Origin of the sequence: Achromobacter veterisilvae, assembly GCF_037619525.1 — a bacterium.
Lineage (GTDB): Bacteria > Pseudomonadota > Gammaproteobacteria > Burkholderiales > Burkholderiaceae_B > Achromobacter > Achromobacter veterisilvae.
Genome location: NZ_CP148753.1, coordinates 4,938,034 through 4,951,439 on the forward strand (window position 1 = coordinate 4,938,034; position 13,406 = coordinate 4,951,439).

At 67.8% G+C, this 13,406-nt stretch carries 11 protein-coding genes; 3 read left to right on the forward strand and 8 right to left on the reverse strand.

The annotated features are described in order from the left end of the window. Positions 1 to 822 (forward strand): hydroxyethylthiazole kinase, encoded by an 822-nt coding sequence (gene thiM / locus WHX56_RS22840; RefSeq protein ID WP_338879102.1) that lies wholly within the window; start codon positions 1 to 3, stop codon positions 820 to 822. Here thiM and WHX56_RS22845 read toward each other — a convergent pair. From WHX56_RS22845 to WHX56_RS22865, 5 genes are all read right to left on the reverse strand, one after another. Continuing rightward, positions 797 to 1,588: an ABC transporter ATP-binding protein gene (locus tag WHX56_RS22845; RefSeq protein WP_338879103.1), complete on the reverse strand. Its 792-nt coding sequence runs from the start codon at positions 1,586 to 1,588 to the stop codon at positions 797 to 799. The genes thiM and WHX56_RS22845 overlap by 26 nt on opposite strands. Next, complete coding sequence (locus WHX56_RS22850; RefSeq protein WP_244235089.1) at positions 1,585 to 2,481, reverse strand: iron chelate uptake ABC transporter family permease subunit; 897 nt, start codon at positions 2,479 to 2,481, stop codon at positions 1,585 to 1,587. Before WHX56_RS22850 ends, WHX56_RS22845 begins: the two co-directional genes overlap by 4 nt. 91 nt (positions 2,482 to 2,572) lie before the next feature. After that, positions 2,573 to 3,544 (reverse strand): ABC transporter permease, encoded by a 972-nt coding sequence (locus WHX56_RS22855; RefSeq protein WP_129242236.1) that lies wholly within the window; start codon positions 3,542 to 3,544, stop codon positions 2,573 to 2,575. A gap of 18 nt (positions 3,545 to 3,562) precedes the next feature. After that, positions 3,563 to 4,513, reverse strand: a complete 951-nt coding sequence (locus WHX56_RS22860; RefSeq protein WP_129242135.1) for a siderophore ABC transporter substrate-binding protein — start codon at positions 4,511 to 4,513, stop codon at positions 3,563 to 3,565. 41 nt (positions 4,514 to 4,554) lie between these two features. Beyond that, positions 4,555 to 6,570 carry a ligand-gated channel protein gene (locus WHX56_RS22865; RefSeq protein WP_129242134.1) on the reverse strand — a complete coding sequence of 672 codons (2,016 nt, stop codon included), beginning with the start codon at positions 6,568 to 6,570 and terminating at the stop codon, positions 4,555 to 4,557. A gap of 212 nt (positions 6,571 to 6,782) precedes the next feature. Between WHX56_RS22865 and WHX56_RS22870 the strand changes: the two genes are divergently transcribed. Next, positions 6,783 to 7,496, forward strand: coding sequence for a response regulator transcription factor (locus tag WHX56_RS22870; RefSeq protein ID WP_338879104.1), 714 nt, complete (start codon positions 6,783 to 6,785; stop codon positions 7,494 to 7,496). A 1-nt stretch (position 7,497) separates the two neighbouring features. Beyond that, positions 7,498 to 8,889 (forward strand): HAMP domain-containing sensor histidine kinase, encoded by a 1,392-nt coding sequence (locus WHX56_RS22875; protein ID WP_338879105.1) that lies wholly within the window; start codon positions 7,498 to 7,500, stop codon positions 8,887 to 8,889. A 19-nt stretch (positions 8,890 to 8,908) separates the two neighbouring features. Here the strand turns inward: WHX56_RS22875 and WHX56_RS22880 are convergent, their stop codons facing one another. The 3 genes from WHX56_RS22880 to WHX56_RS22890 all read right to left on the reverse strand — a co-directional run bounded on the left by WHX56_RS22880 (position 8,909) and on the right by WHX56_RS22890 (position 13,367). Beyond that, positions 8,909 to 10,471, reverse strand: a complete 1,563-nt coding sequence (locus WHX56_RS22880; RefSeq protein WP_129242131.1) for a DHA2 family efflux MFS transporter permease subunit — start codon at positions 10,469 to 10,471, stop codon at positions 8,909 to 8,911. A gap of 21 nt (positions 10,472 to 10,492) precedes the next feature. Next, complete coding sequence (locus WHX56_RS22885; protein WP_338879106.1) at positions 10,493 to 11,041, reverse strand: MarR family transcriptional regulator; 549 nt, start codon at positions 11,039 to 11,041, stop codon at positions 10,493 to 10,495. A gap of 88 nt (positions 11,042 to 11,129) precedes the next feature. After that, on the reverse strand, positions 11,130 to 13,367 hold the full coding sequence (locus WHX56_RS22890; RefSeq protein ID WP_338879107.1) for a TonB-dependent receptor domain-containing protein: 2,238 nt from the start codon (positions 13,365 to 13,367) through the stop codon (positions 11,130 to 11,132). Positions 13,368 to 13,406: the final 39 nt, after the last annotated feature.

The window sequence follows — 13,406 nt, forward strand, 5'->3', positions numbered from 1 at the left end:
ATGCAAGCCCGCCCTCTCTCCCTCGCCGCCCAGGCCCGGATCTCGCAAGACCTGCTTGAGGCCGTGCGCCGCGACGCGCCCCTGGTGCAGTGCCTGACCAATTTCGTATCGATGAACTACGCGGCCAACACGCTGCTGGCCATCGGCGCTTCTCCCGCCATGGTCCACGCCGCCGAGGAAGCGCCGGAGTTCGCCCGCCTGAGCGGCGCGGTGGTGATCAATATCGGAACGCTGTCCGCGCCCTGGCTGGACAGCATGCTGCTGACCGCCGGCGCCGCCGGCCAGGCCGGCACGCCCTGGGTGCTGGACCCGGTGGCGCACCACGCCACGGCCTTCCGCCGCGCGGCGGTCGCGCAACTGCTGGACCTGCGGCCCGCCATCGTCCGGGGCAATGCTTCCGAAATCATCGCGCTGGCCGGCGGCCAGAGCGCCGGCAAGGGCGTGGACTCCGGCAACGCCGTGGCGCAGGCCGAGGTGTCCGCCACCGCCATCGCGCAGGCGCGCCGCACCGTGGTCGCCGTCACCGGCGAGGTGGATTTCGTGACGGACGGCGCGCGTTCGGTTCGCATCGCGGGCGGCTCCGCGCTGATGCCGCGCGTGACCGCGACGGGCTGCGCGCTGACCGCGGCGGTCGGCGCGTTCGCCGCGGTGTCGCGGACCGATCCCTACGCCGCCGCCGTGGCCGCCCTGTCGTGTTTCGCGCTTGCCGGCCAGCGCGCCGGCGCCCTGGCCGAGGGGCCGGGATCGTTCGCGTGGCGGTTCCTGGACGCGCTGGCGTCGCTGGAAGCCGACAGCCTCACCCGGGAATCGCCGCTGCGCTGAGCGCCGCCTGCCGGTAGTACACGCAGATGCGCCGGCCCCCGATCTCGTGCACCTCGATCGGCAGTTCGTACAGTTCGCTCAGGACTTCCGCCCGCACCAGTTCGGCGGGCGTTCCCTGATGCGCGATGCGGCCCGTCCGCATCGCGACGATGCGGTCCGCGTAGGTGGACGCGAAATTGATGTCGTGCAGGACCAGCACCACGGTCTTGCCCAGTTCGTCGGCCGCCCGGCGCAGGGTGCCCATCATGGCGACGGCGTGCTTCATGTCCAGGCTGTTCAGCGGCTCGTCCAGGAGGACGTAGCGGGTGTCCTGGCACAGCACCATCGCGACGAAGGCGCGCTGGCGCTGCCCGCCGGACATCTCGTCCAGGTAGCGGTCGGCCAGGAGCTCCAGGTTCAGGTAGGCGATGGCGCGGTCGATGTGGCCCTTGTCGTCCAGCGTCAGGCGGCCGCCGGTGTGCGGATAGCGGCCGAACGCCACCAGGTCTTTCACCGTCAACCGCAGCGGCAGGTGGTTGTCCTGCCGCAGGATGGACAGGCGGCGCGCCAGCTCGCGGCTGTCGGCCTTCGTCACGTCCAGGCCGTCGACCAGCACCCGGCCCGCGGACATGGGCAGCAGGCGGCTGACCATGGACAGCAGCGTCGATTTGCCCGCGCCGTTGGGTCCGATGATGGCGGTGACGCCGCCCGCCGGCAGGGACAGGGTGACGCCGTCGACGACCACGCTGTCGCCGTACTGCTTGCTGATTTGCTGGATCTCTATCATCGGCGCCCCTTGCGCAGGATCAGGACGAGGAACATGACGCCGCCCAGGAATTCAATCACCACGCTGACCGTGGTGTTCAGGCCCAGCACGCGCTCGAGCAGCGTCTGGCCGCCCACCAGGAAAATCACGCTCAGCAGCGTCGCGGCGGGAACGGTGTAGCGGTGCCGGTCGGATCCCATGGCCTGGTAGGCCAGGTTGCTGACCAGCAGGCCGAAGAAGGTCACCGGGCCGACCAGCGCCGTGGACACGGACACCAGCACCGCGATCGCGGCGAGCGTCCGCATCAGCGTGCGGCGGTAGTCCACGCCCAGGTTCACGGCGATCTCGCGGCCCAGCGCCAGCACGTCGTAGCGGTGCCGCATGCGCCAGACCAGCAGCGAGGCCGCGCACACGGCCGCCAGCGCGATCGGCAGCAGGCTCACGCGCACGCTGTTGAAGCTGGCGAACATGCGGTCCTGCAGCACCAGGAACTCGTTGGGATCGATCAGCCGGACCACGAAATTCGACAGGCTGCGAAACAGCAGTCCGAAGATGATGCCCACCAGCATCATCAGGTGCAGGCTGCGCACCCCGTCGGCGAACAGCCAGCGGAACAGCAGGCAGGCGAACGCCGTCATGGCGCCGACTTCCAGCAGGAAGGCGGCCACCGGATGGCTGGCGGCCGCGGCCGCCTGCCCGAAGCCGAACACCACCACCGCCTGGATCAACAGGTACAGGGCATCGAAGCCCATGATGGCCGGAGTCAGGATGCGGTTGTGCGTGATCGTCTGGAACAGCACCGACGACAGCGCGACGGCATACGCCACCAGCAGCATCGCCGCCAGCTTGGCGCCGCGGAACGGGATCACGAAAGACCACTGCCCGTTGGCGCCCAGGGTCATGAAGGCGGCCATGCAGGCCAGCGCGGCGGCGGCCAGCAGGCCCAGCCGCCAGGCCTGCGGCGAGCGCGCGGCGGATGCCGCCGCCGATGCCAGGGTCGCGGTCTCAGGCAAGGCGGTTCCTCCGGGTGCGCAGCAGGCACAGGAACAGGATGCTGCCCAGCACGCCGACCACCGTGCCGATGGGAATCTCGTAGGGGTGGATCACCAGCCGGCCGATGATGTCGCAGGCCAGCACGAAGATCCCGCCCAGGGCGGCCACCCAGGGGATGGAGCGGCGCATGTTGTCGCCCAGCATCAGGCTGACGGCGTTGGGCACGATCAGGCCCAGGAAGGGGATCCCGCCCGCGGTCACGACGACCACCGCCGAAATCGCCGACACGATGAGCAATCCGGCCAGGGTCAGGCGCGCGTGGTTCAGGCCCAGGTTGGACGCGAACTCCCGGCCCATGCCGGCCACCGTGTACCGGTCGGCCGCCAGGTAGGCGGCGCAGGCCAGGCCGAAGCCGATCCACAGCAGTTCGTAGCGCCCCCGCAGCACGCCCGAGAAATCGCCGGTGGTCCAGGCGTGCAGCGATTGCAGCAGGTCGTAGCGGTACGCGACGAAGGTGGTCGCCGCGTGGATCACGCCGCCCAGGATCAGCCCGATCAGCGGCACGATGAACGGCGTGCGCAGCGGCACGCGGCGCAGCAGCGCCAGGAACAGCAAGGTGCCGGCCAGGGCGAAGCCCGTGGCCGTCAGCATCTTGCCGATCACGGGCGTGTCCGGCGCCAGCAGGGTGATGACCAGTATGCCCAGGGTCGCGGATTCGACGGTGCCGGCCGTCGTGGGCTCGACGTAGCGGTTGCGCACCAGCATCTGCATGATCAGGCCCGCCACGGCCAGCGACATGCCGGCCAGCAGCAGCGCCAGCGTGCGCGGCACGCGGCTGACCATCAACAGGCGCCAGGCGCGCTCCGCGTCCTCGCCGCCCCACAGCGCGGCCCAGGACAACTGGCCCGCGCCCAGGCTGACGCTGGCCGCGCACAGCAGCAACAGCAGCGCCGCCACCGCGGCCAGGCCGCCCCAACCGCCCATCGACTGCCGCAAACCCACCTACTTGCCTGCCGCCAGCGCGCCCGCGATCTCGTCGACGTTCTGCTGCATGGCCGTCAGGCCCGCGCTGCCCATCAGGTACCAGTTGTAGCCGTTCAGGTACACCACGCGCTTGTTCTTCCAGGCCTTGGTCTGGCGCACCAGTTCGTTGTCCAGCATGCGCTGGGCCGACACGCCCTCGCGGCCGATGGCCGCGTCGCGGTCGATCACGAGCAGCCAGTCCGGATCGGTCTGGGCGATGAACTCGAAGGAAATCGCCTGGCCGTGGTTGGACACGCTCAGCCCCGTCGTCGCGGGCTTCACGCCGAAGGCGTCATGGATCACGCCGAAGCGCGAGCCCGGGCCGTAGGCGCTCATCTTGCCGCCCGTGGTCAGCACGATCAGCGCCGTGCCGGCGCCGGCCGCCTTGGCGTTCAAGGCCGAGATGGACGCGCGCAGGGCGTCCAGCTTTTCCTTGGCCAGGGCCTGCTTGCCATAGATGGCCGCCAGCGTTTCCGTGTTGCGCGTGACGCTGCCGACCAGGTCCTTGGCGTCCACGGTCAGGTCGACGGTGGGCGCCAGCCTGGCCAGTTCGTCGTACTTGGGCGCGGAGCGGCCCGCCACGAAGATGACCTGCGGCGCGGCCGCATGGATCACTTCGTAGTTGGGCTCGAACATCGTGCCCACCTTCAGGTAGCGCTTGTCCGCGTACTGTTCGAGCTGCGGCGGCAGTTTGGCGACGCTGGGCACGCCCGTCGCCTCCACGCCCAGCGCGTGCAGGGTGTCCAGCACGGCCAGGTCCATCACCACCGTCTTCGCCGGATTGGCCGGCACGGCGGTTTCGCCGCGCGCGTGCTTCACCGGCACCGTCGCCTGCGCCGCGCACACCGCGGTGGCGGCGCCCAGGGCCAGGGCGGCGCCGGCCTGGGCGAACCAGCGGCGGGCGCGGCCCGTTTGCGTTTGCTTCTTCATGCGTACCTCTTCATGTGGCGGGCGCCGCGCGCCCGCCGGTCTCAGAACTTCACACCTACGCCCAGCCAGTAGCGGCGGCCGTCTTCGACGTAGCCGTAGTCGTCGTAGGCGACCTGCTTGTCGAACAGGTTGTAGATGCCGGCGTACACCGACACGGTCTTGTTGAGCTGGTACGAACCGCCCAGGTCCACAAAGGTGTAGGACGGAGCCACCAGCGACGACGAGGACGGGCCGGTGATGGGCTGGCTTTCCTTGCCGCGGTAGTTCACCCGCGCCCAGGCCTGCAGCGCATCCGACGCCTGCCAGTTCACGGTGGTGGTGAACAGGTGCTTGGGCAACTGGTTCAGCGGCTGGCCCTTGTACTCGCCGGATTTCTGTTCCGACTTCGTGAAGGTGTAGCTGGTGGTCAGGGACCATTCGCGCGACAGCGGCAGCTTCATGTTGGCTTCCACGCCCCGCGAATTCGCCTTGTCCACGTTCATGTAGGTGGTGGGGTCGGAACCGAACTGGTTGGGCCCGTCCGTGCACTGGCTTGCCGGGCACGCCACGCGGGTGATCTTGTCCTTGAAATCGTTGTTGAAGACGGTCAGGCCGGCGTTGAAGCCTTCGCCGTCGTCATACAGAATGCCGATTTCCTCGGTCACCGACTTTTCCGGCGTCAGGTCCGGGTTGCCGTACATGTTGCCGCCGCGGCTGACCTGGCCCCAGCCGGCCACCGTCTGGCGCAGGTCGGGCGCGCGGAAGCCGGTGGATACGCCGCCCTTCAGGGTCCAGCGTTCCGCCAAGTGCCAGACGCCGTACAGGCGCGGGCTGAAATGCGAGCCGAAGTTCTCGTCCTCGTCCATGCGCAGGCCGGCGGTGAGGGCGAAGCTCTCGGTCAGGCGCCATTCGTCTTCGGCGAACAGGGCCCATTGGTAGCGGTCCACCTTGCTGGGGCCGCCCGCCAACTGGTTGCCGGTCTGGTCGTTCAGGCGCTGGTTGAGGTAGCTGCCGCCCAGCGTCAGCATGTGCGAACCCAGCGGCAGCGACCAGCTCGTCTGCAGGTCCAGGTTCTTGATCTTCATCTGGCGCGAGCGGTTGTCGAACTCTTCCTGCTGCACGTAGCTGTCCGACACGCCCCAGCCCCAGCGGCCGGTGTGCGACAGCGCCCACTTGTTGCTGCGGTAGTCGGTTTCGGAAGACGCCGGGCATCCGTTGCGCGAGCAGGCCTCGCCCGGCGCCAGCGGTGCGACGGTCTTGCCCAGCGTTTCCTGGAGCTTCTGCCGCATGGTGGTCGCTTCCAGGACGATGTCGTGGTCGCGGTTGGGTGTCAGCGCCAGCTTGGCGGTCACGCTTTCGGAGTTCCGCTTGCGGAAGCCGCTGACGATGTCGTCCTCGTCGCGCTGCGTCGCCTGGCCGTAGATCTGCAAGCCCAGGAGATCGGTCTTGATCGGGCCGGCCAGGTAGAAGTTGCCCTGGTAGATATCGCCCGACTTGCTGCTTTCCTGGATCGTGGTGTCCAGGCGGATCTCGCCGCCCCAGGCGTCGGGCACCTTGCGGGTGATGATGTTGATCACCCCGCCCATCGCGTCTGAGCCGTACAGCGAAGACATCGGGCCGCGCACGACTTCGATGCGCTCGATGGCGGAAAGCGGCGGCGTCCAGCCGCCCTCCACGCCCGAGGAATCCGAGTTGGTGCGGGTTTCGCGGGAGTTCTGGCGCTTGCCGTCGATGAGGATCAGGGTGTACTTCGGGCCCATGCCGCGCAGGCTGATGTCCTGGCGGTCGCCGCCGCCGGTGACGATGACGCCCGGCACTTCCACCAGCGCGTCGTTCAGGTCGCGGTAGAACTTCTTGTCCAGGTCCTCGCGGGTGATGACGCTGATCGAAGCAGGCGCGTCCTGGATCTGCTGCTCATAGCCGGACGCGGTCACCACCACGGTTTCCATCGTTTTGGCGGCATCCCCGCTCTGCGCCCACGCCGGTCCCATCCCGAAACCCGCCGCGCACAGCGCCACGGCCAGCCGTGTGCGCGAACCCGGCGCGCGCCCGCCGCCGGCCTGATTTTTCCTGCTCATGATTCCGATTTCTCCCGTCCCTGGCTTGTGCGGCACCCTGCGTGCCGCATCCTGCCCGCTTCGACTTTATGAATGAAAACTATTCTCATATTAGAATTGGACCTGTCGGAGACCGGCAACCCGCTTTCCGCAACTTTTATTTTCTTTGCACTTCTTGACACTCCGGCCCGCGGCCATCCGCCAAACTGCCGGGTGCAGAACCGACGATACGAATGCCTTTTTCCCATTCCCCGGCGACGCGCCGCATCCTGCTGATCGACGACGATGTCGAACTGGCCCAGATGCTGCGCGAATACCTGGAACCCAACCATTGCCTGCTGACGCTGGCGCACACGGGCGCGCAGGGACTCGCCCTGCTGGCGCGGAACGACTTCGACCTCGTGCTGCTGGACTTGATGCTGCCCGACGGCAGCGGCCTGGATCTGCTCAAGCACTACCGGCAGCGCTCGCGCCGCCCCGTCATCATGTTCACCGCGCATGGCGGCGAGACCGACCGCGTGCTGGGCCTGGAGTTCGGCGCCGACGACTATCTGGCCAAGCCCTTCAGCCCGCGCGAACTCAAGGCCCGCATCACGGCGGTGCAGCGGCGCTTCGATGAAACGCCGGACGCCGGCCGGCCCGGCCTGACGCTGGGCGCGCTGTTCCTGGACCCGGCCACCGGGCGCGCGCGGATCGGCGACGAAGAGATCGCGCTCACCGGCGCGGAACAGCGCATCCTGGAGATCCTCATGCGCGCCCCCGGCCAGGTCGTCGCGCGCGACCAGATCGGCCTGTACGCCCTGGGCCGCAAGCCCGACCGCTACGACCGCAGCATCGACACCCACATCAGCGCCTTGCGCAAGAAGCTGCATCTGGACAATGGCGCGGATGCGCTGTCCATCCGCAATCTGCGGGGCCTGGGCTACGTGCTGGCCGGCGGCGCCTGACATGGCCTGGCTGCCCGCCCGCTCGCTCTTCTGGCGCGCCTTCCTGACCTTCTGGAGCGCGATGGCCGTCATCCTGGTGTGCGGCATGATGCTCACCGCCGCGGTCGCCTGGTACCGCTTCAATTCCCTGGACGGCCTGAACCCCGCCAGCCTGACCCGCGACGCCGCGCAGATCGCGCGCACGCAGGGCAAGGACGGCCTGGAACGCTGGGTCCAGGCGATGGACCAGCGCTACTCGGCCTTGAAGATCTACATCATGGACGCCCAGGATGCCGACATCCTCGGACGGCGGCTGCCCACCCGCATGCACGACTGGCTGACCTCGTACCGCGCCGCGCCCGACCGCCCGTCCCAGGCGGACGACGTGCCCGCCGCCCCCGAGGCCGAGCGCGTCTCCTGGTGGGAGCCGCAATGGCTGGCGCTGCCGGACGGCACCGAACTGCTGATGCTGTTCCTGCCGTTCGACTCCTCGCATTGGGAGGTGCTGGAACTCTCGCCGGTGGCGCTGGCGCTGCTGCTGTTCGCCCTGGCGGTGACCGCCCCGTTCTGCTGGGCCCTGACCCGCCACGTGGCGGCGCCGCTGACGCAACTGCGCCAGACCACGCACGCGCTGTCCGCCGGACGCCTCGATGCGCAGACCCCGCCGAAACTGGCCCGGCGCCAGGACGAACTGGGCCTGCTGGCGCGCGACTTCAACGCCATGGCCGACCGCCTGAAAGCCTTCGTCGACACCCGCGAACAGCTACTGCACAACATCGCCCACGAACTGCGCTCTCCCCTGGCCCGGCTGCGGCTGGCGGCCGAGCTGGCGCGGCGCAAGGACGAACGCCAGGACTTGCAGCTAGACCGTATCGAACGCGAATGCGAGCGCCTGGACTCGCTGGTCGGCAACACGCTGCGGCTGGCCCGGCTGGGCGCCCTGCCCGTGCCCACCGACACGCTGGACCTGGCCGAGGTGGTGTCCGCCGTCGTCGAGGACGCCCGCTACGAGGCCGGCGGCCGGCAGATCCGCATCGACTGGGACCAACATCCCGCCGTGCCCCTCATCGGCGACCGCTGCAGCCTGGCCAGCGCCATCGAAAACGTGCTGCGCAACGCCCTGCGTTTCGCGCCCGCGCACAGCACGATACGCGTGCGGCTCCTGGTCAGCGCGCGCGAGGCCTGCCTGGAGATCGAGGACCGCGGGCCGGGCGTGGCCCACGACGAGCTGGAATCCCTGTTCGAACCCTTCTACCGCACCACGTCGGGCGCTCGCAAGCCTGGCAGCGGCGCCGGGCTGGGCCTGTCGATCGCGCAGGCCGCGGTGGCCGCGCACAAGGGCCGCATGTCGGCGCGCAACCTGTCGCCGCAGGGCTTGAGCGTGCGGCTGGAACTGCCCCGGCTGCACGCCTGAGCCGCGGGGGCACCCTCCCTTATTCCGCCGCGATATGCAGCGGCTCCTCCTGCGGCGCGGCCACGCTCCGCTTGCGCACCCGCATCAGCAGCAGACAGGGCAGCGTGGCCAGCGTCAGCCACATCATCAAGCGATAGTCGTCGAGATACGCGACGAACGCCGCCTGGTTCTGCACTACCGCATCCAGGCCCGCTAGGCCCGCCCGCGTGCCCAGGTCGAATACTTTGTCGAAGCCGTCCGGACGCGCCTGCAAAGCGCCCACCGTCACGTAGGCCGCCAATGAGCTGTGCATCATCACGGTATTGCGGGTCAATAGCGCCTGCATGGTGGATATTCCGATGCTGCTCCCCATGTTGCGCGACAGGCTGAAAATGGCGGTTCCTTCCGGCCGCAGCGCCCGGTCCAGCGTGGAGAAGGTCAGCGTGGTCAGCGGGACCGAGGTGAAACCCAGGCCCAGTCCCTGGACGAACCCTGGCCACGCCACGCCCCATTCCGTGATTTCGGGCGAAAAATTGGCCATCTGCCACAAGGACAGCGCAGTCAGCCCCAGGCCCAATCCTATGATGAGGCGTTCGTCCAGCCTCCCCACGGCGCGGCCGGCGACCAGCATCGCCACCATGGTGCCCAAGCCGCTTGGCGCGGTGACCAGCCCCGTCGTGACTACCGGGTAGCCCAGCAGCGTCTGCAGCATGGGCGGCAGCAGCGCGCGGGTGGCGTACAGCAATAGCCCCACCACGAAATAGAACGCCGTGCCGGTAACGAAATTGCGGTCGCGCAGCAAATTGACGTTCAGAAACGAGGCCGCGCCGACGGTGGCCGTGTGGATGATGAAGTAGATCAGCGCGATGGCGGCGCAGGCGGCATAGATGCGGATCTCGATGGATTCGAACCAGTCGACCTGGTCTCCCCGGTCGAGCACTAGCTGCAGCATGCCCACGAAGATGGCCAGCGTCGCGAAGCCGAACCAGTCGAAACCCGATTTTCGCGCCGCTCCCTCATCGCGCAGATAGAACCAGACCCCCGCGAAAGACAGGAGGCCGACCGGCAGATTGATCAGGAACACCCAGCGCCAGCTCATGTTGTCGGTCAGCCAGCCGCCCAGGGTCGGGCCCAGGATGGGCCCCAGCATGACCCCCATCCCCCACGTCGCCATGGCGCGCGCATGGCGTTCCGGAGGATTGATGTCCAGCATGACCGACTGCGACAAGGGGACGAGCGCCGCGCCGAACGCGCCTTGCAGCAGGCGGGCAACGACGATCTCCGCCAGGTTCGCCGCGGCGCCGCACAGCAGCGACATGACCGTGAAGCCGGCGATGGCGACCAGGAATATCCGCGAACGCCCATAGCGCCCCGTCAGCCAGCCGGTGACGGGCGTGGCGATCGCCGCGGCCACGATGTAGGACGTGAGCACCCAGGTAATCTGGCTCTGCGATGCGGACAGGCCGCCCGCCATGTGCGGCAGCGCGACGTTGGCGATGGTGCTGTCCAGGGTCTGCATGATCGTGGCCATCATGATGGACACCGTAATCATCAGCCGGTGGGACGGCGCGGGAGCGGGCCGGACGGGAAGGTCGGCAGTCATGATGGCGCGGCGGCCCGGATTCTATTCCGCCGCCTGCAAGAGCTTGCGCGCCAGCGCCTCGAACTGCTCCAGTTCGGCGGCGTCGAACGCCGCGAAGATGCGGGTCATCTGGGCGCGGCGCAGCGGCAGGTGGTCTTCGACGAAGCGCCGCCCCTTGCCGGTCAGTTGCAGCAGCACCTGGCGGCCGTCATGCGCGCTGGCGATCCGCCGCACGAAGCCCTGTTTCGTCAGTTCTCTGGAAACGCGCGTGATGTTGGTGCGCGATGAATTCATGAAAACGCTGAGCGCCGACGGCATCAGCTCGTGGTCCTGGCTGCTGTAGATGACCACCAGCGCCGTCCACAGGGTGGAATTCAGGCCATGCGGCCGCAATGGCGCATCCAGCGCATCCGTCAGCCGCAACGCCGTGTGCTGCAGCAGGCGCGACAGGACGGCCTGCTGCAACGGATTGCCGCTCTCCGGGCCCAGCCTCCGCGACAAGTCGCGCATGGCCTGTTCGAACGGATCGAACGATGACGCCTGGGCCGCGGACCGCGGCGGGACTCGATTGGACTTGGCAGTGGCAGACATACGGTACGCACCAGATAATTACGTACGTTACTACTTTTCGCGGTGCGTTTCCATACGACGCCCGGCCGGAGCCGGGCGTTCACTGCCATCAGAACGTGATGTTCGCCGACACCCACAGGCGGCGGCCTTCCAGCACCTGCCGATAGGAGTTCGACCAGTTGGCATTGGCCGCCGGCGCCGACGTGCCGGTCTTCGTCGGGCCGTAGTCCACGAAGTTCTTGTCGAACAGGTTGAGCACCGATGCCGACAAGGTCACGTTCTTGTTGACCGCGTAGGAGCCGCCCAGGCTGGCCAGCCAGTACGGGCTGTAGAACACCTGCTCCTTTTCCCAGTTCATGTCGTTGAACTGCTTGGCGCGGTACTCGCCGCGCACCCAGGTATTGAACTGGTCGTTGATCTTCCAGTTAAGGCCCAGGTTCAGGGCGTGCCTGGGCTGCGAGCCCAGCGGCTGCCCCTGCTTGGCGCCCGAGGTCACTTCGCTTGCGGTCAGTGTGTAGTTGGCGTTGAAGGACCAGCCGGCGTACAGCGGCACGCGGCCGCCGAATTCGAAGCCCTTGATGGTGGCCGAATCCACGTTGACCCGCTGCGAGAAGTTGGCGACGGGCACGCCGTTGCGTTCCCACACGCCCAGGTCCAGGCACCCCGGCGCCGGGCCGCCCACCGCCAGGCAGTTGGGCACGTTCTGGCTGTCGATCTTGTCCTTGAACTTGGTGTGGAAGGCGGTCAGGTTGCCGGTCAGCCCCGAGCCGTCGTCGAACAGCACGCCCAGTTCGGACGAGGTGCTGCTTTCGGGCTTGAGCTGCGAATTGCCCAGCAGCGGCATGGTGCCCTGCGCGCCCAGCCCGATGATGCCGTCGGTCATGAGGTTGATGTCGGGCGTCTTGTAGCCCTTGCTAACTCCGCCCTTGAACGTCCACGCCGGCGTGGCGTTCCACACCAGGTAGCCGCGGGGACTCCATTTGCCGCCGAACTGCTCGTTGCGGTCGTAGCGCGCGCCCATGGTCAGCGCCAGGTCGTCCACGATGCGCCATTCGTCTTCGGCGAACAGGGCCCACTGGTACTGCTTCATGTCCAGCGGCGCCGATACCAGCGTGTCCTTGAAATGCTGTTCGCGCCATTGGCCGCCCATGGTCAGATTGTGGCGGTCGTTGAACAGCGGCATGGTCCACTTGGTGTCGAACACCCAGTTGTCGTATTCCAGGTCGCGCTTGTCGCCGTCGGAGGGACGGCGCGGCGCGTTCATGGGATTGGTGCGCCCGATGGTTTCCGTGGTGTCGTACACCAGGCTGGTATCGGAACTGATCGAGCCGGCGTAGCGGCCCAGGTGCGTCAGCGCATAGCGCTGGCGGTTGAACTTCATTTCGGGCTCATAGCCCCCGCCCTGGCGGTTGGGCGCCACGCTGTCGTTCAGGGTGCCCAGTTCGCCGTTGGCGTTGTCGTAGGTCTGCCAGTTGCTGTCGACGTCGAACAGGATGTCATGGTTGCGGTTGGGCGTCAGCGCCAGGCGCAGCCCGACGTTGCGCTGCAGGCTGTCTCCCAGCCCGCTGAAGCTGGCGATGTCGCCGGTGTAGTTGCCACTGTCGGACTCGGCCTGATTGGCCGGATAGCTGCCGTGCGCGCTCAGGCGGCGGTACAGCCCGCCGCGCAGGGTCAGGCCCAGCTTGTCGGTCACCAGCGGGCCGCTCAGGTAGAACGCCGATCCATAGTTGTTGCCGTAGCGGTTGTCGCCTTGCGCCGTGCCGTCCAGCGTGACCTGCCCGGTCCATTCCTGGCTGACCTTGCGCGTGATGATGTTGATGACGCCGCCCATCGCATCGGAGCCGTACAGCGTCGACATCGGGCCGCGCACCACTTCGATCCGCTCGATCGCGGCCATGGGAGGAATGAAGTTCGTGTCCACGTCGCCGAAGCCGTTGGGGCGCGCGCCGGAACTGTTCTGGTTCAGGCGCTTGCCGTCCACGAGCACCAGCGTGTAGTCGCTGGGCAGGCCGCGGATGCTGATGTTCATGCCGCCAGCCTTGCCGCCCCGCTCCACCGTCACGCCTTCGACATCGGCGACGGCGTCGGCCAGGTTGTGGAAGGGCTTGGTTTCCAACTGTTCGCGGGTGATGACGGAAATGGACGCCGGCGCATTCTTGATCTCCTGCTCGAAACCGGACGCGGTCACCACGACGGTATCCAGTTGAGCCACGCCCATGGTGTCTTCGCTTTGCGCATGGGCGGCCCCTGCGGCGGCCAGGGCCAGCGCAAGCGGCAACTGGCGGACAGGCAGGCGATGTGGAGAACGGGTGCGGCCGGAGCCTTTCAAGCTTTTCTGTTTGGACATAGGAATGACAAGGAAAACCGCCCTTTTCCGGGCGGTTGG